Annotated in this window: 20 protein-coding genes; 6 read left to right on the top strand and 14 right to left on the bottom strand. The window is 64.1% G+C overall.

Going from position 1 to position 20577, the window contains the following annotated elements:
• Positions 1-10: 10 nt before the first annotated feature.
• From HHL08_RS18060 to HHL08_RS18030, 7 genes are read right to left on the bottom strand one after another with little or no spacing between them, the layout of a single operon-like run.
• Positions 11-1135: an acyl-CoA dehydrogenase family protein gene (locus HHL08_RS18060; RefSeq protein ID WP_169574429.1), complete on the bottom strand. Its 1125-nt coding sequence runs from the start codon at positions 1133-1135 to the stop codon at positions 11-13.
• Between the two features lie 12 nt (positions 1136-1147).
• A complete protein-coding gene (locus tag HHL08_RS18055) occupies positions 1148-2338 on the bottom strand; it encodes an acyl-CoA dehydrogenase (RefSeq protein ID WP_169574428.1) in 1191 nt (396 codons plus the stop codon).
• Positions 2339-2342: 4 nt separating this feature from the next.
• Positions 2343-3140, bottom strand: coding sequence for an enoyl-CoA hydratase/isomerase family protein (locus HHL08_RS18050; protein ID WP_169574427.1), 798 nt, complete (start codon positions 3138-3140; stop codon positions 2343-2345).
• 9 nt (positions 3141-3149) lie between these two features.
• Positions 3150-3983 (bottom strand): N-acyl homoserine lactonase family protein, encoded by an 834-nt coding sequence (locus HHL08_RS18045; RefSeq protein ID WP_169574426.1) that lies wholly within the window; start codon positions 3981-3983, stop codon positions 3150-3152.
• The gene (locus HHL08_RS18040) at positions 3980-4906 is read right to left on the bottom strand and encodes an OB-fold nucleic acid binding domain-containing protein (RefSeq protein WP_169574425.1); all 927 of its coding nucleotides are present in this window, start codon (positions 4904-4906) and stop codon (positions 3980-3982) included. Before HHL08_RS18040 ends, HHL08_RS18045 begins: the two co-directional genes overlap by 4 nt.
• A gap of 11 nt (positions 4907-4917) precedes the next feature.
• On the bottom strand, positions 4918-6069 hold the full coding sequence (locus tag HHL08_RS18035) for a thiolase C-terminal domain-containing protein (protein ID WP_169574424.1): 1152 nt from the start codon (positions 6067-6069) through the stop codon (positions 4918-4920).
• A gap of 2 nt (positions 6070-6071) precedes the next feature.
• Entirely contained in the window at positions 6072-7190 is a 1119-nt protein-coding gene (locus HHL08_RS18030) for a thiolase C-terminal domain-containing protein (protein WP_169574423.1), read from the bottom strand.
• 240 nt (positions 7191-7430) lie between these two features.
• Here HHL08_RS18030 and HHL08_RS18025 point away from each other — a divergent pair, with 240 nt between their 5' ends.
• Genes HHL08_RS18025 through HHL08_RS18000 form a run of 6 tightly spaced genes read left to right on the top strand, consistent with a single transcriptional unit; the run spans position 7431 to position 13694 of the window.
• A complete protein-coding gene (locus HHL08_RS18025; RefSeq protein WP_169574422.1) occupies positions 7431-8495 on the top strand; it encodes an amidohydrolase family protein in 1065 nt (354 codons plus the stop codon).
• A complete protein-coding gene (locus HHL08_RS18020) occupies positions 8488-10014 on the top strand; it encodes a class I adenylate-forming enzyme family protein (protein WP_169574421.1) in 1527 nt (508 codons plus the stop codon). Before HHL08_RS18025 ends, HHL08_RS18020 begins: the two co-directional genes overlap by 8 nt.
• Before the next feature lie 3 nt (positions 10015-10017).
• Positions 10018-10890 (top strand): alpha/beta fold hydrolase, encoded by an 873-nt coding sequence (locus HHL08_RS18015; protein ID WP_206377960.1) that lies wholly within the window; start codon positions 10018-10020, stop codon positions 10888-10890.
• Between the two features lie 13 nt (positions 10891-10903).
• Entirely contained in the window at positions 10904-12106 is a 1203-nt protein-coding gene (locus HHL08_RS18010; protein WP_169574420.1) for an acetyl-CoA C-acyltransferase, read from the top strand.
• Between the two features lie 11 nt (positions 12107-12117).
• Positions 12118-13083 (top strand): SDR family NAD(P)-dependent oxidoreductase, encoded by a 966-nt coding sequence (locus HHL08_RS18005; protein ID WP_169574419.1) that lies wholly within the window; start codon positions 12118-12120, stop codon positions 13081-13083.
• Positions 13080-13694 carry a nuclear transport factor 2 family protein gene (locus tag HHL08_RS18000; RefSeq protein WP_169574418.1) on the top strand — a complete coding sequence of 205 codons (615 nt, stop codon included), beginning with the start codon at positions 13080-13082 and terminating at the stop codon, positions 13692-13694. The genes HHL08_RS18005 and HHL08_RS18000 overlap by 4 nt, the downstream gene beginning before the upstream one ends.
• Here HHL08_RS18000 and HHL08_RS17995 read toward each other — a convergent pair.
• Genes HHL08_RS17995 through HHL08_RS17965 form a run of 7 tightly spaced genes read right to left on the bottom strand, consistent with a single transcriptional unit; the run spans position 13691 to position 20577 of the window.
• On the bottom strand, positions 13691-14785 hold the full coding sequence (locus tag HHL08_RS17995) for an alcohol dehydrogenase catalytic domain-containing protein (RefSeq protein WP_169574417.1): 1095 nt from the start codon (positions 14783-14785) through the stop codon (positions 13691-13693). The genes HHL08_RS18000 and HHL08_RS17995 overlap by 4 nt on opposite strands.
• A 32-nt stretch (positions 14786-14817) precedes the next feature.
• Positions 14818-16233, bottom strand: a complete 1416-nt coding sequence (locus HHL08_RS17990; RefSeq protein WP_169574416.1) for an MmgE/PrpD family protein — start codon at positions 16231-16233, stop codon at positions 14818-14820.
• Positions 16230-16736: a hypothetical protein gene (locus tag HHL08_RS17985; RefSeq protein WP_169574415.1), complete on the bottom strand. Its 507-nt coding sequence runs from the start codon at positions 16734-16736 to the stop codon at positions 16230-16232. The genes HHL08_RS17990 and HHL08_RS17985 overlap by 4 nt, the downstream gene beginning before the upstream one ends.
• Positions 16737-16739: 3 nt before the next feature.
• On the bottom strand, positions 16740-17936 hold the full coding sequence (locus HHL08_RS17980; protein ID WP_169574414.1) for a phosphotransferase family protein: 1197 nt from the start codon (positions 17934-17936) through the stop codon (positions 16740-16742).
• The gene (locus HHL08_RS17975) at positions 17930-18850 is read right to left on the bottom strand and encodes a DUF7064 domain-containing protein (protein ID WP_235955119.1); all 921 of its coding nucleotides are present in this window, start codon (positions 18848-18850) and stop codon (positions 17930-17932) included. The genes HHL08_RS17980 and HHL08_RS17975 overlap by 7 nt, the downstream gene beginning before the upstream one ends.
• A 26-nt stretch (positions 18851-18876) precedes the next feature.
• Complete coding sequence (locus tag HHL08_RS17970; RefSeq protein ID WP_169574412.1) at positions 18877-19395, bottom strand: hypothetical protein; 519 nt, start codon at positions 19393-19395, stop codon at positions 18877-18879.
• Positions 19396-19398: 3 nt separating this feature from the next.
• Positions 19399-20577 carry a phosphotransferase family protein gene (locus tag HHL08_RS17965; protein ID WP_235955118.1) on the bottom strand — a complete coding sequence of 393 codons (1179 nt, stop codon included), beginning with the start codon at positions 20575-20577 and terminating at the stop codon, positions 19399-19401.

Below are 20577 nucleotides of genomic sequence, written 5' to 3'. Positions count from 1 at the left end.
GGCCTGATCGTCAGGCCGCCTGGGCTTTGTCGCCGGCGGCCTGCGCCGCCAGCGTCTCCGCCATGATCCGCTCATAATGCCAGACATGATTGCCAAAGCCATGCTCCAGCACCTTGGCCCGGCGTAAAAAGCGGTGCAGCCCCAATTCCCAGGTGAAGCCCATGCCGCCATGGATCTGCACCGTTTCGTTGCAGACATCGCGCGCGACTTCGCCGCAATAAGCCTTGGCCATGGATGCTGAGCGGCTGCGATCGGGGTCATTTTCCGCCGCGGTCCAAAAGGCGTAATAGGCGGCCGAACGCCCCGCCTCGACCGCCACGGCCATGTCGGCGCAGCGATGCTTGATCGACTGGAACGCGCCGATCGGCTGGCCGAACTGCACCCGCGTCTTGGCATAGTCGACCGCCGCATCGAGCATCCTCGCGGCCATGCCCATCGCCATCCCGGCATAGACGATCGCCGCCGCATCCATCAGGCGGGGCACGACATCGCCCGATCCCGCATGGCCGACAAGCGCATCGTCCATCAAAGCAGCACCGTCCAGCGTCACTTCGCACAGTCCGCTCGACGGATCGATGTCGGCATGATGGCGGATCGACACGCCCCGCGCATCGCGGGCGACCAGGACTAGGCCAACACCGCCATCGACGCGCGACAGCACCAGGAGCAGGTCGGCGATATCCGCATCGGGCACCAATATCTTCGATCCAGTCACGCCATTGCCACCCATCACGGTTTGCACCGCATCGGGGTCATAGCCCTGGCCATTTTCCAGCATCGCCAGCGCAATGCGCAACTCGCCCGTGGCGATACGGGGTAACAGCGATGCCTGCTGCGCCGCCGTGCCTTCGCGCACGATGATGTCGGTCGCTATCATGGTGGACGCGGCGATCGGCGGCGCAAGCCCGGCACCCAGCGCCTCGATCGCCAGCGCGACATCGACGAGCGTCAATCCCACGCCGCCATGCGCCTCTGGCACCAGCAAGGCGAAAAGGCCAAGGTCGGCCAGCGCCTGCCAGACCGCAGGATCGCGTGCCTGCGCCGGGTCCGGCCCGGTCAGCGCGGGGAAGTCGGCCAGCAACGCGGCGACCGTATCCCCCAGGCTCTTCTGTTCTTCATTGAAACCGAAATTCATGGCGCCGTCCCCCTAACGCGGCAGGCCGAGCATACGCTCGCCGATGATGTTACGCTGGATTTCCGAAGAGCCGGAATAAATGGTGAAGGCCTTGGATTGGAGGTAGCTCAGTTGGAACCGCCCCCCGCCTGCGCTGAGCGGATCGGGCGCGGCGATCGGCGCCGTCGGCCCCAATATGTCCATCGCCGCCTCATACATATTCTGCGCCGCATGGCTCCAGTAGAGCTTGATGACAGACGCATCCGGTCCCCGGTCGTCGCCGTTCAGATATTTGCTGAAAGTCCGCACCGCATTCAGCCGCATGACCTCGACTTCGGTGACGGACCGCGCCAACTTCTGCCGCACGATCGGGTCTTCGATCAGCATGGCGTCGCCCCGCGGAGTCGCCGCGACCGTGTCGATCAGCTTTTCCAGTTCCTGGCTGAAACGAATCTGGCGGCCCAGCGCATCTTCCGGCCCCCGCTCATAAGCCAACGTCGTCATTGCGATCCGCCAGCCATCGTTGATGTCGCCGACGATATTGTCCACCGGCACCTCGACATCATCGAAGAAGGTTTCGTTAAATTCGCACTCGCCCGATATCTGCCGCAGCGGGCGGATCGATATGCCGGGGCTCTTCATGTCGATCAGCAGGAAGCTGAGGCCCTTATGCTTGGGCGCGTCGGGGTCCGTGCGCACTAGCGCGAAGCACCATTGCGAATATTGCGCGAAGCTGGTCCAGATCTTCTGGCCGTTGACGATGAATGTGTCGCCCCGCCGCTCGGCCCGCGTGCGCACCGACGCCAGATCGGACCCGGCGTTCGGCTCCGAAAACCCTTGGCACCACACATCTTCCGACGACAGGATGCGGGGCAGGAAATATTGCTTCTGCGCCTCGGTCCCGTGGCGCAGAATGGTCGACCCGGCCAGGTTATGGCCGATGATGTTCAGCCCCTCAGGCGCGCCAACCCGCGCCATCTCCTCGGCAAAGATCGCGCGTTCGACCAGCGTGGCGCCCCGCCCGCCATATTCGACCGGCCAGTTGATCCCGCTCCAGCCGCCCGCATGCAGCTTTTTCTCCCAGGCGAGGCGGAACATCGCCCGTTCGTCCTCATCCTCCGGTTCGAACACCGTCTCGCCCCAGCCCGGCGGCAGAGCGTCGGCCAGCCAGGCGCGCAGGTCTGTGCGAAACCCCTCTTCCTGCGGGCTGTAGCTGAAATCCATGATTTTACCCTCTTGCTGCGGCCGCGGCGAAATCGGGGGCGCGCTTTTCACGGAATGCCTGCACGCCCTCCTCATATTCCGGGGTCAGATAGGCGACGGTCTGGGCAAAGCTTTCATATTCCAGCATCTGATCGAGCGTGGAATTGCTGGCCTTGTTTAGCAGCGTCTTTGTCATGCCGATCGCGGTCGGCGATCCGGCGGTGATCTTCGCCGCGATGGCGCGGGCGCGCTCCAGCAGTGCGTCATGCGGCACCACATGGTTGACGATGCCAAGGTCCGCCGCCTCCTGCGCCGACACCTTGCGCGCGGTGTAGCAAAGCTCCTTGGCCTTGTTGATGCCGATCACCCGGCCGAGCAAATAGAGGCCGCCCAGGTCCGGAACCAGTCCGACGCGGGCGAAGGCCTGGATGAAGCTGGCATTCTCGCTCGCCACGATGAAGTCGCAGGCAAGCGCAATGTTGAACCCAGCGCCGGCGGCCGCGCCATTCACGGCGGCGATCACCGGCTTTTCGATGCGGAACAACGGCTCCAATATATCCTTCAATATCCAGCGATGCCGCGCACGGCGTTGCAGCGGCGTCATATCGTCCTTGCGCGCCTTAAGGTCCGCGCCGGCGCAGAAACCACGCCCGGCACCGGTCAGGATTATGCAGCTGACGTCACGATCGGCAGCGACCTTGCCCAGTAGATCCTGCAATTCCTGATACAGTTCATCGGTCGTCGCGTTCATCGCGTCGGGCCGGTTCAGCGTGATCGTCGCGATCCGGTCACTGACGTCGTAGAGCAATGTATTATAGGCCATGGACCATCCTCATGCGGAAGCGGCAGGCTCAGGCGGTTCATGCGCCAGGTCGCCGTCGGTGGAATCGGGGATCGCAAACCATTCGTCGGGAATGTTGCGTGGGATACGGAAATCGTGGGCGGGGATGACGATGTCGCTATTGTCCTGCACGCGGCGCATCGCCCGCTGCCAGTCGCGCTCGCTCTCGCTGCGGATGTTCCCGGTCAGATAGGCACCGGTCAGCGACCTTTGAGGGTGGCTGGTGGCGCGCGCGTCGGCCGGGAACCAGTAGCGATAATGGTCGCCCAGGTCGGACACGATCGCCGCCTTGCCCTTCGCGGTGTCCACGATAACAACCTGCATCCCCTCGGTATGACTGGGGACGGACAGCAGGCGGATACCGGGAAACAGCTGATGGTCGCCGTCCAGCAGCATCAATTGTGCGGGCCGCTTGCGCGCCATCAGATTGTCGAGTGTCGATTTCCAGTAGAAGACCCGTTGCGAGGGCACCGGATCGACCCCCGCCAGCAACTCGGCCCGCTGTACGACGACACAAGCGTCGGGAAACAGGTCGAGATTGTCGGCATGGTCGAAATGCATATGGGTCAGGACGACATGGCTGATATCGGCCGGCGTCAGCCCTTCCCCGGCGAGCGCCGCGACCAGCGCCGGATGACCGCCGCCTGTGCCCTGCACCCGCAGCCGCTTATGGATGGTCGGGATGTCGGCCATCCCGCTATCCACCAGAATATTGCGGCCATCCCCCCGGACCAGCCAGCAATGCACCGGATCGCGCATGACCGACCCGCCATGCGGCAGATACAGCTCGCCCAGCCGGAGGGAGGTAATGCGATAGTGGCTCACCCTTCGATAACCTCGAAGCGTTCAATGTCGGACACCCGGCCCTGGCGCTCGCCCTGCGTCCATACGGCGCGGACGCGGGTGCCCGGCTTGATCCTCTCCTTGGCCTCTTCCAGGCTGTCGATCTCAATCACGTGGATCATGCGGGTCGATGCGCCGTCCAGCACGATCTCCGCATAGACATAGGGCACCTTGCGGGTCTGGCCATAGACTTCCATGTTGATGATGGAACAGCCCCGGATGGTCCCGGTGTCGGCGCACGCCTTCCACGTACCGGTGCGGCCGTGGGTGACATCATCAATCTCGCGCGGCGGCAGCAACGCGATGTCGCTGCCGGGCGATCGCACGCCCATGAAGCGGCCATTTTCGCGGATTTCATCGAACATGCGGCCATAATAGGGGCCATAGGCATGTTCATAGTCGAGCTTCATCGCATAGGGGATGACGCCCAGCGGCTCTTCCATCGTCTCCAGCGGCTTGACCGTGCCGACCGGCGCGTCGGGCGCGATCCGGAAGCCCTTGATAGCCAGCACCGACTGTTCGACGCTGTCGTCCCATTCCGCCTCAACCCGCTGACCGATCGCAATATCGTCCAGTTCGGCCAGGATGCGGTGCGCGAAGTCATTGTCGCAACCATCCAGGCGGATGAAGCCGATGACGTGGCCATCGACGCGGGTGAAGGCCGTCAACACGCCAGTCTGTGGCGCTTCGACAAAGGCTTCAGGTTCCTCGCCATTGGTGGAAGAGAAATCCTGCGCAGGTGCGACGACCTGCCCCGACGCGAAGCGCGACGCGACGATCCGACGGTTTTTGACTTCCGCCAGGAAAATGCCCGCCGCCCGGCCGGGCGTCAGCGTGTAGGGCAGGTTGATCTCGCTGTGGAAAGTCGGCAGGTCGATCGGATAGCTATCCGGTGCGGAAAACATCGTGTCTCTCCTTATGCGCTCAGAACGGCGCAACCGCGCAGATTGGCCCAACCGCCGCCCGATTGGACGAGGGCGGTCTTGGCGTCCTTGATCTGGTGAGTTTCATTCCTGCCCATGACCTGCGTCGCCGCCTCGATCAGGCGAATGACGCCGACCGCGCCGATGGGATTTGCCCCCATGCAGCCGCCCGACGGGTTCACCGGAATGTCGCCATCCAGTTGGGTCGCGCCGGACGCGATCAGGTCGGCCGCCTGTCCCGGTGGGCATAGCCCCAGGCTTTCATAATAGTTCAGCTCGAAGCAGCTATAGGGCTCCTGCACCTCCACCACGTCGAACTGGCGGCGCGGATTGGTGATGCCGGCGGCGCGATAGACCTGGCGGCTGGCGATCGCCAGCGGTTCGGACAGCATCAGCGACCGTTCGGGCGCATTGTCCGCTTCGCAGCAATAGGCCATGCCCCTGATCCAGGCGGGACGGCTGGTCGAATGATGCGCCATCTTCTCCGAAGATAGAACGATCGCGGCGGCGCCGTCCGAAATGGGCGGAACGTCGAGCAGCTTGATCGGCCAGCAGAGCGGCTTGGAATTGAGGACGTCCTCGACCGACACTTCCTTCTTCACATGCGCATAGGGGTTGGCGATCGCATTCTTGCGGTTCTTGGCCGCGACCATGGCCGCCGCTTCCTCTGTATGGCCGAGCACATCCATGCGCGCGCGCCAGTAAGCGGCGGAAAAGCCCATGATGCCGACCGCAAACTCACGGCCCCAGAAGGGATCGTAGAGGGTGGAGATCGAATATTGCAGCTGCCCTTCGGACAGCTTGTCATAGGCGACGACCAAAGTGCGTTCGGAAAAGCCGCCCGCGACCTGATAATAACCGGCCAGCGCTCCGGCGAAGCCCGCGCCGCCGCCGCTGGTCAGGCGGACCACCGACTTGCCCTGTGCGCCAATCGCATCGACCACCCATTTTTCCGGCTGATTCACCGCGGCGAACAAGACCGGGCCGGTGGCGACGACGACGGTGTCGATATCCTCCATGCTCAGCTTGGCGTCCGCGAGCGCGCGGTCCACCGCTTCGCGCACAAGTCCCGCCTGGCTGACATCGGTCCGGCGACGGGCATGATGGGTCTGTCCGACCCCTACTATTCCAACATGACGGCCCATGATCAAACCTCGAGAGTGAAGACGCAGTTGTTCTGCATGCCGACGCCGCCGGCGCCGTGGACGATGGCGCGGCTGGGAGCGCCGCCGCTGGACGTTTCAGGCTGGCTCAGTTGCCGACTGGCTTCCGCCAGTCGGACGAGGCCGGTCGCCATGATCGGATCAGCCGGCAGGGCGCCGCCCGAACGGTTGATCGCGACCTTCCCATCGCGTGTGGCCGACAGGCCCTTGCCCGCTGCCGCCAGACCCAGAGCCTCGATCGCCAGCAATTCGCCGATGACCGACGACCCGCTGATTTCGGCAATGTCCGCATCCGCCGACGTCCAGCCGGCATTGCGGTAGGCCATGGCGGCGGCCGTGGCGGCGGATGACAGCCGGCCGGCTTCCCGCGCGGCGACGCTGTGGGTGTCCATCGACGTGCCCATGCCGGTAATGAAGGCCGGATTGCGGCTGACCCGCCGGGCGATGTCTTCCCGCGCGATCAGCACGGCCACGGCACCATCGACCGGCCGGGCGAACATCAGTTCGGTTAGCGGCGCGGCGCCTTCCTTTGCGGCCAGAACAGCATCGGCATCGGGCAGCGCGTCGATCGACACCTTACCAGACGCCGCGGCGGCGGCCCAGCGGTCTGCGACCAGATCGGCCAGGTCGCGACTCGAAAGGCCGCTGTCGGCCAGATAACGCTGCGCCATGATGCCGTTGGCGGCACGCTGGCCGAAGCCGACCGGGCGCTGATAGAAAGGCTCCACCTGCGCGTTCCAGTAAAGATCGACATTGGATTCCGACGGCTTGGAATAGGCAACGATCAGGCCGACCGAGGACGAGCCAGCGCGGATCTTGTTCACGCCATAGAGCGCCGCCCAAAGGCCGTCTTCCTCGACGCGCGCCTCTTCTTTGTGATGCGCGCCGAGCGCGCCGAGGAATCCACAGTTGGAAATGGACCGGCCGTCGAGCACGTCGCTGCCGGAATCGATGATGAAGTCCACATCATCGATCGTCAGGCCTGAACCCTTGAATACCGACGTGACCACCGAAGAGATCAGATCGATATGCTGGGCATTGTTCCAGGCAGGTCGAAATTCTGTCTGGGCGGTCGCAACGACCCCCACCTTGCTTAGTGCCATCAGTGCATTCCTCATCCCAGCACCATTCCCATGCTTGAAGCGGTGAGCGGCGTTGTAGCCTTGGTTATGCCGCCCTCCACGCCCTAGTCAAGATAAATCGACGATTAGTCGGATTTTGATGAAGGGATTGGAAATGGCCTATTCCCCAGCGAAATTGGCGATTATGAGGGTGGAATAAGGAGATTGCTTTTTGCTTTTATCCGAAACATTATCGGGCAAAGCAGAATGGAGAGGCAGGATATGGGTTTGGACGTAACGGGCCGTTATCGCTATCCGGCGCCGAATCCGGCATGGCTGGCCCGCGCCCGCGAAGAAGCTATCGATGCCCACCTGCCGATCATCGACCCGCATCATCACCTGTGGGTGGAAGCGGGCGTCCCCTATTTGCTCGAAGAATTGCTGGCCGACCTGGGCGAAGGCCACCGGATCGATGCGACCGTCTTCGTCCAGGCGCATTATGCCTATCGCGCCGGGGGGCCGGCCCACCTCGCGCCGGTGGGCGAGACTGAAGCGATCGCCGCGATCGCCGCAGAAGCGGCGCGACGCGGCGCGGCCACCGCAGTCGCCGCGGGCATCGTCGCCCATGCCGACCTGATGCTGGGCGATGCAGTGGAGGACGTGCTGGCCGCCCATGCGGACGCCGCCGATGGTCGGCTGCGCGGCATCCGCCATTCCGTCTCCCGCGACGAGTTGTTTCCCGACGGCATCGTGCTGCGCCCCGCTCCCACCGGGATGCTGGCCGACCCGGCCTATCGCGCCGGACTCGCGCGGGTGCAGGCGGCGGGCCTCGTCTATGACGCGATGCTTTATCACCGGCAGATCCCCGAACTGACCGCGCTGGCGCGTGCCATGCCCGACCTGCCCATCATCCTCGACCATATCGGCTGCATCATCGGCGTCGGCCCCTATGAAGGGCGCGCGGAGGAGAATTTCCAGCGCTGGTCGCAGGACATGGCCGACCTTGCCCGCTGCCCTAATGTGCGGGTCAAGATCGGCGGCTTCGGTATGATCATCTGCGGCGCGCTATGGCACGAGCGCGACATGCCGCCCTCCTCGATCGAACTGGCCGACGCATGGCGTCCCTATGTCGAACGCTGCATCGACGTGTTCGGCGCGGACCGCTGTATGTTCGAAAGCAATTTTCCGGTCGACAAGGCTATGTATTCCTACGGCACGCTCTGGAACGCCTTCAAACGGCTGACCGTCGGCGCCAGCGACACGGAAAAGCACGCCCTGTTCGCCGGCACGGCGACCGCCAGCTACGGCCTCTCCCTGCCCGCCTTGGCCGAGGCGACGCATGGCTAATCGCGCCACCCACCTATTTCACCTCGCCGCCGAGTCGCCCGACCGGGCGGCACTGGTCTTCGCGGGCGCAACGCACAGCTTCGCCCGGCTGGCGCAGGATGCGCAGGCCATGGCCGGCGGCCTCGCCGCGCTGGGTATCGGCCATGGCGACCATGTCGGCTTGCTGTTGCGCGCTTCGCCCGACTTCATTCTGGTGCAACAGGCGCTGTTCGCGCTCGGCGCGGTCGTAACGCCCATCAACACACTCTATCGGGCGGGCGAAATCCGCCATGCCGTCACTTGTTGCGCGATCGGCCATATCGTCACCACCCGCGATATCGTCGACGCGCTGGACGCGGATATGGGCTGCCCGCTGATCCTGCTAGACGCACCGGCGGATGGCGCGAACAGCCGGTCGCTGCCGCGCGCGATCGACCACGCTGCGCCCCTGCCCGCGCCCGTCCCGCTCCAGCCGGAGGACATGGCCATGCTCCTTCTCACCAGCGCCACGACGGGCAAGGCGAAGGGCGTCATGCTGTCGGCCGCCAATCTCGCCGCCAATTATGACAGCACGCCGGGCTGGCTGGGGCTGAACGACGATAGCGTCATCCTGTGCGCCCTGCCGCTCTACAACACCTTCGGCCTTAACCAGTGCATCAATGCTATGCTGGTGACCGGCTGCACGCTGGTCCTGCACGCGCGCTTCGACGCGGCCGCCTGTATCCACGCCATCGCGGCGCATCGCTGCACTTTCCTGCCTGCCGTACCGACGATGCTCCAGAAGATTCTCGATCATCCGTCCGCCAGCCGCGATTCGCTCGGCTCTTTGCGGACCATCATGACTGGCGGCGCGCCGGTGCCGTCCGCGCTGCTGCGACGGCTGCTGACCGTCGCGCCGGACGTCCGGTTGCTCACCGGCTATGGCCTCACCGAAGCCACCGCGCTCGTTACCCTGACGCAGGTCCGCCTCGGCGATAATGGCGCGATGGAGCGAGAACGCACCATCGGCCGCGTACTGAACGGCATGGACCTGGCCATCGTTGACGATGACGGTGCGCCTTGTGCCCCCGGCGTCAATGGCGAGATCGTCGTGCGCGGGCCGAACCTCATGGCGGGCTATTATCGCGCACCGCTCGACAGTGCGATGGCGCTGCGCGACGGCTGGCTGCGGACCGGCGACATCGGCCATCTGGACGCGGACGGATATGCCTATATCGTCGATCGCAAGAAGGATGTCATCATCCGCGGCGGCCAGAATATCTACCCCGCCGACATCGAAGAAATTCTCTACCAGGTGTCCGGCGTGGCGGAAGCGGCCGTGATCGCACGCGAGGACGCGATGCTGGGCGAAGTCCCGATCGCCTTCGTGGCGTTCCAACCCGGCCGCCACCCGACACCCGATCAGATGCTGGCGCATTGCCGCTCCCACCTCGCCGCCTACAAGATCCCCGCGACGATCACCGTGCTGGACGAACTGCCCAAGGGACCGACTGGTAAGATCCTGCGCCGCGCGCTGCGTCCCCAGTCGGTCGTCGGCTGATCCATGATCGCACCCCATTCCGCCTTCATCGACATCCGCGGATCGCGCCGCCATGTCCTGACATGGGGCGATCCTGCGGCGGCCCCGGTGCTGATGGTGCATGGCCTGCTGGATCATGCCCATAATTGGGACTGGATCGCCAGCGCCCTGGCTGACCGCCATCATGTCGTCGCCATCGACCTGCGCGGCCATGGCGACAGCGACTGGACCGGGCGCGGCTCCTACGCCTTGTCCAACCATGTGATAGACTTGGCCGATTGTGTCCATACGCTTGGCCTCGATCGTCTCCATCTCGTCGGCCATTCGATGGGCGGCCATATCGCCCTGCGCTTCGCGGCGACCTTCCCCGAACAGGTGCGATCTCTGTGCAGCATCGAGGGAGTCGAATTGCCGATCATGCGCGATCAGGCGAAGGCGCCCAAACCCTACCCCGTCCGCCTGCGCCAATGGATCGACGGCCAGCGCCGCGACCGGCAGCGCACGCCGCGTATCTACGCCAATGTCGCAGAGGCCGCAGCCCGCATGGCGCAGCATAATCCGGGTGTGGACGCAGAAACCATCGCCCATCTCGCCCAACATGGCGTCACCCGAACCGCCGATGGCGGCTGGCGCTGGAAATATGACGACGCCTGCCGCAATCGCGCGCCGGAAGATGCCCATGGCGTCGACCTGAACGAGATATTGGCGGCCATCGCCTGCCCCACCCTGCTGGCCTATGGCGGGGACAGCTGGATTCCCGAACCCGCGGCCGACCGGCTCGCCCGCATCGCCGACCACCGGCTGGTCCGCTTTCCGGGTGCCAGCCACTGGCTGCACCATCAGTCGCGCGCCGCCTTCCTGGCCGCGCTCACCGATTTCTTCGAAACCGTCCGCTGAAAAGAGAATATCCATGCGCGAAGCTGCCATCGTCTCCACCGCCCGCACTCCCGTCGCCAAGGCGATGCGCGGCGCCTTTAACGATACCGACGCCCCGGCGCTGGCCGGCCATGCCGTCAACGCGGCCATCGCCCGCGCCGGCATCGATCCAGCCCGGATCGAGGACGTCATTTTCGGCGCGGGATCGCAATGGGGCGATCAGGGCTTCAATATCGGCCGCACCACCGTCTTCGCCGCCGGCCTGCCCGATACGATTCCGGGCGCCTCGGTCGACCGCAAATGCGCTGGCGGCCTCACCGCGCTCGCCTTCGCCGCACGCGGCATCATCGCGGGCGACATGGATGTCGCGGTCGCTGGCGGCGTCGAATCGATCAGCCACACGCGCGACTATGCCCCCACCCATCGCGCCCGCCCTGCCGCCGTGCTGGACCGCAAGCCCCACGCCTATATGGCGATGATCGAAACGGCGGAGATCGTCGCCGAGCGCTATGGCATCAGCCGCGAGGCACAGGACGAGATTGCCGCCATCAGCCATCAGCGCGCCGCCGCCGCTGTCGCGGCCGGCCGCTTCACGGACGAGATCGCACCGATCACCGTCACCAAGAATATCGTGGAAAAGGATGGCAGCATATCGGGCACCGAGACGCTGACGCTCTCGGTCGATGAAGGCATCCGCGCCGGTACCACGGCGGAGGGACTGGCCCGGCTGAAGCCGGTCTGGCGCGATGGCCAGATCGTCAAGGAAGGCAAGTTCGTGACCGCCGGCAACGCCAGCCAGCTGTCCGACGGCGCTTCCGCCCAGATAGTGATGGATCACGCGACGGCGAAAGCGGAGGGGCGCGAGATACTCGGCCTTTATCGCGGCTTCCAGTCGGCCGGCTGCCCGCCCGAAGAAATGGGCATCGGCCCGATCTTCGCCATTCCCAAGCTGCTGGATCGCGCCGGCCTGAAGGTCGAGGATATCGGTCTGTGGGAAATCAACGAAGCCTTCGCCAGTCAATATCTCTATTGCCGCGATTTTCTGGGTATCGATCCCGAAAAGATCAACGTCAATGGCGGCGGCATCGCGCTCGGCCATCCCTTTGGCATGACCGGCAGCCGCATCGCGGGCCATGCGCTGATCGAGGCGCGGCGGCGCGGGGTGCGCTGGGCGGTCGTGTCCATGTGCGTGGCGGGCGGCATGGGGTCGGCCGGCCTGTTCGAGATTCCGGGCTGAGGCGTATGAAGATGAACCAGATGCGCTTCGACGACGACGTCGTCATCATCACTGGCGCCGGCCGGGGTCTGGGCCGCGAACATGCGTTGGCGTTTGCGGCGCGCGGCGCGGCGGTCGTGGTCAACGACATCGGTGTCGAACCTGATGGCCTGGGCGGATCGGCACAGGTCGCGCAGTCGGTGGTGGACGAAATCGTCGCCGCCGGCGGCCGGGCGGTCGCCAACGGTCATAGCGTCACCACGGCGGACGGGGCGGCCGCCGTGGTGCAGACTGCGCTCGACGCCTTCGGCACGGTCAGCATATTGGTCAATAATGCCGGCATCATCGACTTCGCAACGCTGGAGCATATCGGCGACGACAGCTGGCGGCGGATGATCGCCGTGACGCTGGACGGCACCTTCCAGATGTCGAAGGCGGTCTGGCCGCATTTCGTCGCCCGGCGCCACGGCCGCATCGTCAACACCACGTCGAATGCAGGCTTCGCGGGCAATGCGCAGCTCGTCCATTATGGCGCGGCGAAGCTCGGCGTAGCGGGCTTCACCAAAGCGCTGGCGAACGAGGTCGGCGACAGCGGCATCGCCGTCAACGCTATCGCGCCCATGGCGGTCACCCGCATGAACCGCGACGCCTTTTTTGGCGGGGCCGATTCCGGCAGCGACGATTGGCAGGCGGATATTCGCGCGGGCAAGGTGCCGATGGGACCGCCCGCCATCGTTTCGCCGACCGTTCTATGGCTCGCCCATCGCTCCACCATGCTGAACGGCGACATTTTCAGCGTATCGTCGGGCAAGGTCGCCCGTGTCGGCTTCGTCGTGGGCGAAGGCTATTTCAATCCCGACCATGGACCGGAGGATTTGCGCGACAATGTCGATACCCTCCGCTCGCTCGACGGGGCGCTTGATCCGCGCAGCACGCTGGACGAACTTCTCCTCATCCCGAAATTGTTCGGCGTTTCCGCTGCGAACGGCGCGTCATGACTGATCCATCGAACGATGCGTTCGTCCTGCCCGGCTGGGCGCACAAGGCCGGGATGCTCCCACTGGGCGAGGCGCGTGGCGATGAAGGACCGGACGGGGCCGGGGATAGGCAAGTGATTTGCGAGCGCATCGCGCGCTATTGCTGGGCCTATGACGAGCGGCGCACGGAAGCCCTGTCCGACTGTTTCACTCAGGATGCTGTGTGGGAAGGCAATGTGCTGGGGCGCATTCCGATCGGGCCTTTTGTCGGCCGCGATCGGGTGGTGCGCTGGCTGACCGAATTCTGGCCCCACCAGCATGACCAGCGCCGCCACATGATCCTCAACACTATCGTCGAACGGCAGACACGGGAAAAGGCGACGACGCTCAGCTATCTGCTTTTGATGTCGTCGGACGGCCGGGCGGCGAAGCTGGAAACGACCGGCTTCTACCGCACCGACTATCGGCTGGAAGATGGCGTGTGGCGCATCGAGCGGCTGATCGCTGGCTTCGATGCGCCCTTCTGGCCGGGTGACATCGATCGGATGAGCGAACGGGGCCGCGCCCGACATGGCGTCGCCACCCGCTCCGGCCAACAGGATGACGCCGCCGCCCCGCTCGAACGTCCCTAGAAGGACGTGATGACGCTTCGCGCGATCGCGCCGCCCTTCAATTCCTTATAAGCGTCGTTGATGTCGGCCAGGTTGATCTCGCGCGAAATCAGGTCGTCCAGATTGAGCTTACCCTCCAGATACATCCGGGCATACATCGGGATGTCATGCTTGATATTGGACGACCCCATATAGACGCCCCGCAGGTCGACCTGATTGGTCAGCAGGTCGACCGTGACATTGACGTCGATCGTACTGGTTGGCGCATGTACCCCGATCAGATAGGCGCCACCGCCCTTTCGGACCATCTTGATCGCCTGTTCCGACGTCGCCTTGATACCCACCACCTCGAATGCGTGATCGACGCCACCCTCGATAAGCGCCTGCACCGCGGCTACGCTGTCCCCTGCGGATGCGTCGATGAAGTCGGTAGCACCGAACTTGCGCGCCAACGCCTCTTTCTTCGGCTGCATGTCGATCGCGACGATCCGCGCCGCGCCCGCCAGTTGCGCCCCGGAAATCACGTTCAGCCCGACCCCGCCAATGCCGATCACCGCAACCGTGTCGCCCGGCCGCACAGAGGCGGTGTTGATCGCCGCGCCGGCGCCGGTAATCGTCCCGCACCCCAGCAAGGATGCCTGGGCAAAAGGCAGTTCCTTGGGCACCTTGGCAAGCTGGTTTTCATGCACCAGCGCACGCTCCGCAAAGGCACCCGTGCCGAACACTTGCGCCACCCCCTCGCCATTGCGGGTCAGGCGATGCGCATGGTCAGGATCGTCGCGCAGCGTCTCTTCAGGATGGGTGCATTGATAGGTTCGCCCACCGATGCAGGCGCGACAATGGCCGCAAAACTGGATCAAAGATCCAACGACATGGTCGCCCACCACGAATTCGCGCACTTCCGGGCCAATCGCCAGGACGACGCCCGCCAGTTCATGCCCCAGAACGGCGGGCAGCGGCACGCCGAAATCCTGCTCGGCGAAATGCAGGTCGGAATGGCAGAGGCCTGACGCCTTCACCTCCACCAGCACCTCGCGGCCGCGCGGCGCGTCGATGTCGATCTCCTCGATCTGGAATGTGCCGTCGAGGCTGTTGAGAATGGCGGCCTTCATGATGTTCTCCAAGGTTGCAAAAAGTCGGAATGTCAGGCGGTCATGAGGGTGAGGACGTCACGCATATCCTCCACCTCCTCCATGGCGCGGCACAGCGCGACCAGCTGGTCCAGCTTCCCCTGCGGCAGCGCGACGGCGGCGAAGGGCGCGCAGCGACGCAGCTTCTCGGCCAGATCGTCCCAGTCCATGGGATTGCGGCTATGGCCCTTCACATAAGGCGTGACATGGGTGAAGCGCCGTCCGTCCGTCAGCATGATCTTGACGGAAAACCCCTCAAACTGGTCGGCATGATCGGGGTCGGCGATGATGTGGACGCGCTGCATCACTGCGCGCCGTTCCTCGTCCATAATCCGGTCGATATGCAAATCTTGCAGGAAAAAGCCGCCGGTGATCGCCGCCGTCGCGATCGTATAGGGGGCACTGAACATCGCTTCAGGAACGCTGCGCGGGTTCCATTTCGCCGCCGCCGGCTCGAATGTCATGCGCGCGCTGTTGCTGCCGATGCAATCGATCCGGTCGATGTCGCGCCAGTCCAGCCCTTCGCCCTGCATGATGGCGACCGTGCTGGCGATGAAGCTGTGGGTGAATTTGCACGCGGAATAGGGCTTCATCGATAACCCTTCGGCCAGTTGCCAGCGGATGCCCAAATCCTCGGTCAGCAATTCGGGGCGCACATCGTCCCAGGCGACATGCCGCAAAATGCCGCTTGGCACGCCCTGAAATATGCCGCGCGGTGCCGTCACGCCGCGCCGCGTCAGCAGCGCCGCCTTGACCGCCGTGTCGCCCGCAAAGCTGTGCTGCACGCGGGCCATCTGCGTGCCTTCGGAATATTTATTATATTCCGACATACCATGGACCGTATAGGCCATGCCCATCGCATTCCATATCTCGTCGGCGTTCAGGCCCAGGATGCGCGCAACCGATGCGGCGGCGCAGAGCGGCCCGTTCCATTCGCCCGGCATACCCCAGGTCGTGTGATAACGCACCAGATTGAGCGCCGCGCTGGCGCGCACGCCCACTTCCGCGCCGGTGACATAGGCGGTCAGGAAATCGCGGCCGCTGACCGGCCTATCGGCGATCCCAAGCACGGATAGCATGGCTGGCACATTCCATTCGGTGACATGGCCGCCCGTCTCATGCACGTCGCCCATGTCGATGGCGCGGGCCATCACGCCGTTGGCGAAAGCCGCCATGGGCGCCGGCACCCTATGCCCATGGATCAGCACGGTCGCCTGCGGCGCCCCGCCCCATTCCGCCACCTGATCGGCGATGGCGGGGCTGATCTCCCAGCCCGACCCTGCGATCGTCACCGCCAGCGTGTCGAGGATCGCCCGCTTGGCGAGATCGATCACGCCAGCCGGCAGGTCCGCGTAGCGCGTATCCGCGACCATGTGCGCCAGCGCGCCGGCGGGATCATGCTCGGGCAGAACGGGATTTTCGTGCTTCATGCTGTCATCATCGCCGCGATACTCGGCAGTTCCTGCCGATCGGGGTCCAGACCGGTGGCCGCAAACCATGTGCGTTCGCGCAACGCCTGCTTCTCGCCATAGTCCAGCACCGCTTCCCAGACGGCTGGCGCCAGCGCCACCTTGCCATCTTCGCCTAGGATGATGCGGTCGATCAGGCCGCCCAACGCGACGATGGCATGTTCGACCGCTGCCAAACCCTGGCCTTCCACCGCCTTGGCCGATGCGATCGCCTGCGCCAGTTCTTCGGCATAGCCTGGATCAACCGAGGGCAGCATCTGTTCCGCCAGAGCGATCATGGCGTGGAAAGAGCCAGCCTCGAACGCCGCCGCCCATCGCCATTGCTGGGCGATCATCTGCAAATGACCGATGCACAGATTGACCTGATCCTTGGCGAGCCGCTCGCGCCCGGTCAGGGCGGGCAGGACCACCTGCTCCAGCGCCTTGACGATATTCGCGATGCGCAGGTCGATGCTCGGCAGCATGGGTCAGCCCTTCCGAATGAGTTGGACGATATGGCTCAGGAAAACAGCGCCGGCAGAGCCAAGCCAGGTCAGAACGACTTCCTGGTGATTGTTGCTGGCGACGGACGCACGCATCGCCTGGCCCAGATCCATGACCGCGCATTTATAGGCGTTGAGAACCTCGTAATAATGCAGCCTCGCCGGGTCGATCGCATTGCCCGACGCCGCCTGATATTGCGCGATGAAATCGTTGCGCGGCAACAGCCCGCTGACCAGGAAGACGCCGTCCGCGCCCCAGGCCCCGAACAGCTTCTGCATGGTCCAGGCGATATCCTCATGGAAATCGCCGATATGGGCGAGTTCCCAGTCGAGGACGGCGGTAAATTGCCCGCTCGATTCCTCAAACATGAAATTGCCCATGCGCAGGTCGCCATGCACCAGCATCGGCCGGTCGCACACCGGCGCATTCTCCCGCAACCAGCGTTCGGCCAACGTCACGACCGGCACCGGTTCCACCAGGCAGTCCCACCACACCTGCGACCACCAGTTGACCTGCCAGATCGCCGCCTGGTTGCTGTTCGCGCGTGGCGCGTCGAAAAATTCCAGATGCGCACGCGCCCAGTCGAAGCGATGGGTGGTGGCGAGCGCGTCGATATATTGCGGTGCCAGCTGGTCGATCAGGGCGCCCAGCTGCCCGCCCATACCCGACACGCCCTGCCCGCCTCCGTCGCTCGGCTGGGTAACGCCGCTGACGAAGCCCAATATGACCGCGGGCTGGCCCAGCAAGTCGCCATCGGCATCGAACCAACGCACTGGCGCGACAGGCATATGGTCACCCATGATCGCCTGGATCTCGCCCTCCCGCCCACGGCATGTCTGGGCGATCGCTTCCAGCGGGTCCATGCGCAGCACCAGCCGCTCGCCCCCGCCATCCGCCCGATGGACCAGGGTGAAGGCGAACTGCTCCTTCGAAGCGCCGCCGGACATGCGCTCCACATCGGTTATGGCTATGTCTTCCAGACCCTTCGCCACGAAGAAACGGGTCAGCATGTCCGTCACTTGACCGTCCGACTTGGGCCTGTAGGGGCCGGTATCGCGCAGGCGTACCGTGCGTTCCAGAACATGGCGGATGCGCGGCTCCATCTCCGAGCGGTCCCACACGTCCACATCATCGCAGGTCGCCAGAAGCGGACTATCGTCCATCACGGAATCCTTCACCATGCGAAGCGCCGGACATAGGGTCTGGCGAATTGGAGATAGTCCCGGTTCCAGCAAAATTCGCACCAGCCGGTGCCGGCTTCGCCGTCAATGGTGGCGGTCACTACGGCTTCGTTCAGCAGCACGATAGGATCGAGGTCGAGGGAATATTTGGCGAAGGCCTTGCAATCGATAAATACCGATCGCCCCTGCATATCAGTGACGGTGACCTGGAAACGGTCCTGCATCATGTCTTCGTCATATTCGATGGCATAGTCGATGGAGGCAACATGGTTCATCACACCGTCCTTGAACAGATAACCCCGTGTCTCCACCTGGCCGAAGGACATCATTTCGAAAAAGTGCACCGATACCTTCTTCGTGGTGGCGTGAAACCATTTATAGTGCTGGTTAAGACCCCAGACGCGCGGTCCCCAACTGTGATCACGGATCATGAAGTCGTTGAGTGGATAATCCTTACCATCCACACGCAGATTGCCGCGGATGACGCCATGCTGTTCGGTGCGATCGTCGCCATAATAAGGCGGGTTGCCCTTAGGATGCATGCTGAAAGCATAGGGCGGATGGATCGCGGTCCACTGTCCTTCGAACTGAACGCGGTCGCCCGCCCAGCCCAGATCAATGGTCTTGAACGGCTCGCGTACCGCCATCAGCAGTGGGCCAAAACGCCAGTCGTCAAAGTCCATGTCGTCGGACACGACCTGCTCGACTTCCTCCTCGATCGGCGCGTCGAGCGCTGGCCCGAACAGGTGCAGCCGGCCTTTGGCATGGCCGTTGGCGCGCACCGTGGGATAATAGAAGCCTGCAATGCCATATTGCGGCAGGACGAACTGGTGTGTCGCGGACTCCCGGCCATCCTCCGCCATCTTGTGTCGAAAGGCGTTCTTCACGGGATAGTCCGCAACCTGCTTGGTCATGTCGGGCATTCCTCAGATCTCCTCTTTCATGCGTGCGATGCGGCATCGATCATTTCGGCGATATCGGGCAGTTCACCCTGATCGGGGTCAAGGCTATTGGCTTTGAACCATGTCCGTTCGCGCCGGGCATGACGCAGCGCATAATCGAGGATCGCGTCGATCGACGACTGCGGCAGCGGCGTATGCGCCTCCCCCACCAGGATCACCGCATCGACGGCATGGCCCAGCGCGATATTGGCCTGCTCCAGCGCGGTGACGCTCTCGCGGTCGCATCCCTGCGCCGCCGTCAGAGCCTCCGCCAGCCTGTGGCCGAGCGCAGCCGGCGCAGCAGGGATCAAGTCGAGGGCAAGCCCGGCCAGGGCATCCAGAGATATCTGCTCGTAGCGCAAGGCCGCCTTCCACTGATCACCCAGCATGCGCAGATGGCCGGCCACCAGCATGGCCTGGTCGCGCGCCAGACGCTGGTCGCGCGGCAACGCGGGCAGGATGACCTGTTCAAGCGCCTTCACCATGTTCGCGATGCGCAGATCGATATTGGGCAGCATGATTCAGGTCTCCCGGATCAGCGTGACGAGTTGTTCGAGGAACACGGCCCCCGCCGAACCAAGCCATGTCAGGATGATGTCCTGATGATTGTTGCTCTCGGTCGCAGCGCGCATCGCCTGGCCCAGGTCGATCACCGCGCATTTATAAGCGTTGAGAACCTCATAATAGCGCAGCTTGGCCGGATCGATCCGGTTACCCGATGCCGCCTCATAGCCACTGAGGAATGCGTCGCGCGGGATCAGGCCGCAGACCAGGAAGATGCCGTCATCGGTCCATGTCCCGAACAGGCGTTGGGTCGCCCAGGCGATATCTTCGTGAAAGTCCCCAATATGCGCAAGTTCCCAGTCCAGCACGGCGGTAAATTTGCCGCTAGGTTCCTCAAACATGAAATTGCCCAGCCGCAAATCGCTGTGGCACATGACGGGCGCGTCGCAGACCGGCGCATTTTCACGTAGCCAACGTTCGGCATAGGTCACCATCGCGACAGGTTGCACCACCCCGTCCCACCAGACCTGCGACCACCAGTTGACCTGCCAGATCGCCGCCTGCCGCGTACCCGGATCGGGCGCCGCGAAATAGGAGAGATCTGCGGTGCGCCAGTCGAACCGATGCACCTTTGCCAGTGCATCAATGAACTGCGGGGCCAGCTTGTCCGCCCAGTCGTCATAGCGCGTGCCAATCCCCGATACGCCATGGCCGCTGCCCTGGCTGGGTTCTGTGACGCCCTGGACGAAGCCCAGGATGATCGCTGGCTGGCCGATGATGTCGCCATCTGCATCGATGCTGCGCACCGACGCCACCGGCAATATGTCGGCGAAGGCACGGTGCACCTGCGCCTCACGCCCGCGGCAGGTTTGCGAAATGGCTTCCAGCGGGTCCATGCGCAGCACCAGCCGCTCGCCCCGTTGATCCGCGCCGTGCCGCAGCAGAAAGGCGAACTGTTCCTTCGACGCGCCGCCGGCCATGCGTGACACATCGGATATGGCCACATCCGCCAGTCCTTCGGCGGCAAAATAGCGGGTCAGCATGGCGATGACCTCTTCGTCGGTCTTCGCTGCATAGGGGCCTTTCACCCGGTCCCGCACGGTCCGGTCCAATATCTCCCGAATGCGCGGCTCCATGTCGTCGCGATTCCAGATGTCGATCCTGTCAATCGGTGGCGCGTCGATGATATCGCTCAT

This window comes from Sphingobium psychrophilum (assembly GCF_012927105.1).
In the GTDB taxonomy this organism is placed as follows: Bacteria; Pseudomonadota; Alphaproteobacteria; order Sphingomonadales; family Sphingomonadaceae; genus Sphingobium; species Sphingobium psychrophilum.
Note: the sequence above shows the minus strand (reverse complement) of the source record. Positions and strands in the feature narration are given on the sequence as shown.

Coding starts and splice junctions, on each gene's coding strand:
- HHL08_RS18055 (WP_169574428.1), bottom strand. CDS start 2,338: ATGGATTTCAGCTACAGCCCGCAGGAAGAGGGGTTTCGCACAGACCTG.
- HHL08_RS17970 (WP_169574412.1), bottom strand. CDS start 19,395: ATGCTGCCCAATATCGATCTGCGCATCGCGAACATGGTGAAGGCGCTT.
- HHL08_RS18040 (WP_169574425.1), bottom strand. CDS start 4,906: ATGTTTTCCGCACCGGATAGCTATCCGATCGACCTGCCGACTTTCCAC.
- HHL08_RS17975 (WP_235955119.1), bottom strand. CDS start 18,850: ATGACCAAGCAGGTTGCGGACTATCCCGTGAAGAACGCCTTTCGACAC.
- HHL08_RS18035 (WP_169574424.1), bottom strand. CDS start 6,069: ATGGGCCGTCATGTTGGAATAGTAGGGGTCGGACAGACCCATCATGCC.
- HHL08_RS18050 (WP_169574427.1), bottom strand. CDS start 3,140: ATGGCCTATAATACATTGCTCTACGACGTCAGTGACCGGATCGCGACG.
- HHL08_RS18015 (WP_206377960.1), top strand. CDS start 10,018: ATGATCGCACCCCATTCCGCCTTCATCGACATCCGCGGATCGCGCCGC.
- HHL08_RS18020 (WP_169574421.1), top strand. CDS start 8,488: ATGGCTAATCGCGCCACCCACCTATTTCACCTCGCCGCCGAGTCGCCC.
- HHL08_RS17995 (WP_169574417.1), bottom strand. CDS start 14,785: ATGAAGGCCGCCATTCTCAACAGCCTCGACGGCACATTCCAGATCGAG.
- HHL08_RS18005 (WP_169574419.1), top strand. CDS start 12,118: ATGAACCAGATGCGCTTCGACGACGACGTCGTCATCATCACTGGCGCC.
- HHL08_RS17990 (WP_169574416.1), bottom strand. CDS start 16,233: ATGAAGCACGAAAATCCCGTTCTGCCCGAGCATGATCCCGCCGGCGCG.
- HHL08_RS18010 (WP_169574420.1), top strand. CDS start 10,904: ATGCGCGAAGCTGCCATCGTCTCCACCGCCCGCACTCCCGTCGCCAAG.
- HHL08_RS17965 (WP_235955118.1), bottom strand. CDS start 20,577: ATGAGCGATATCATCGACGCGCCACCGATTGACAGGATCGACATCTGG.
- HHL08_RS18000 (WP_169574418.1), top strand. CDS start 13,080: ATGACTGATCCATCGAACGATGCGTTCGTCCTGCCCGGCTGGGCGCAC.
- HHL08_RS18030 (WP_169574423.1), bottom strand. CDS start 7,190: ATGGCACTAAGCAAGGTGGGGGTCGTTGCGACCGCCCAGACAGAATTT.
- HHL08_RS18025 (WP_169574422.1), top strand. CDS start 7,431: ATGGGTTTGGACGTAACGGGCCGTTATCGCTATCCGGCGCCGAATCCG.
- HHL08_RS17980 (WP_169574414.1), bottom strand. CDS start 17,936: ATGGTGAAGGATTCCGTGATGGACGATAGTCCGCTTCTGGCGACCTGC.
- HHL08_RS17985 (WP_169574415.1), bottom strand. CDS start 16,736: ATGCTGCCGAGCATCGACCTGCGCATCGCGAATATCGTCAAGGCGCTG.
- HHL08_RS18060 (WP_169574429.1), bottom strand. CDS start 1,135: ATGAATTTCGGTTTCAATGAAGAACAGAAGAGCCTGGGGGATACGGTC.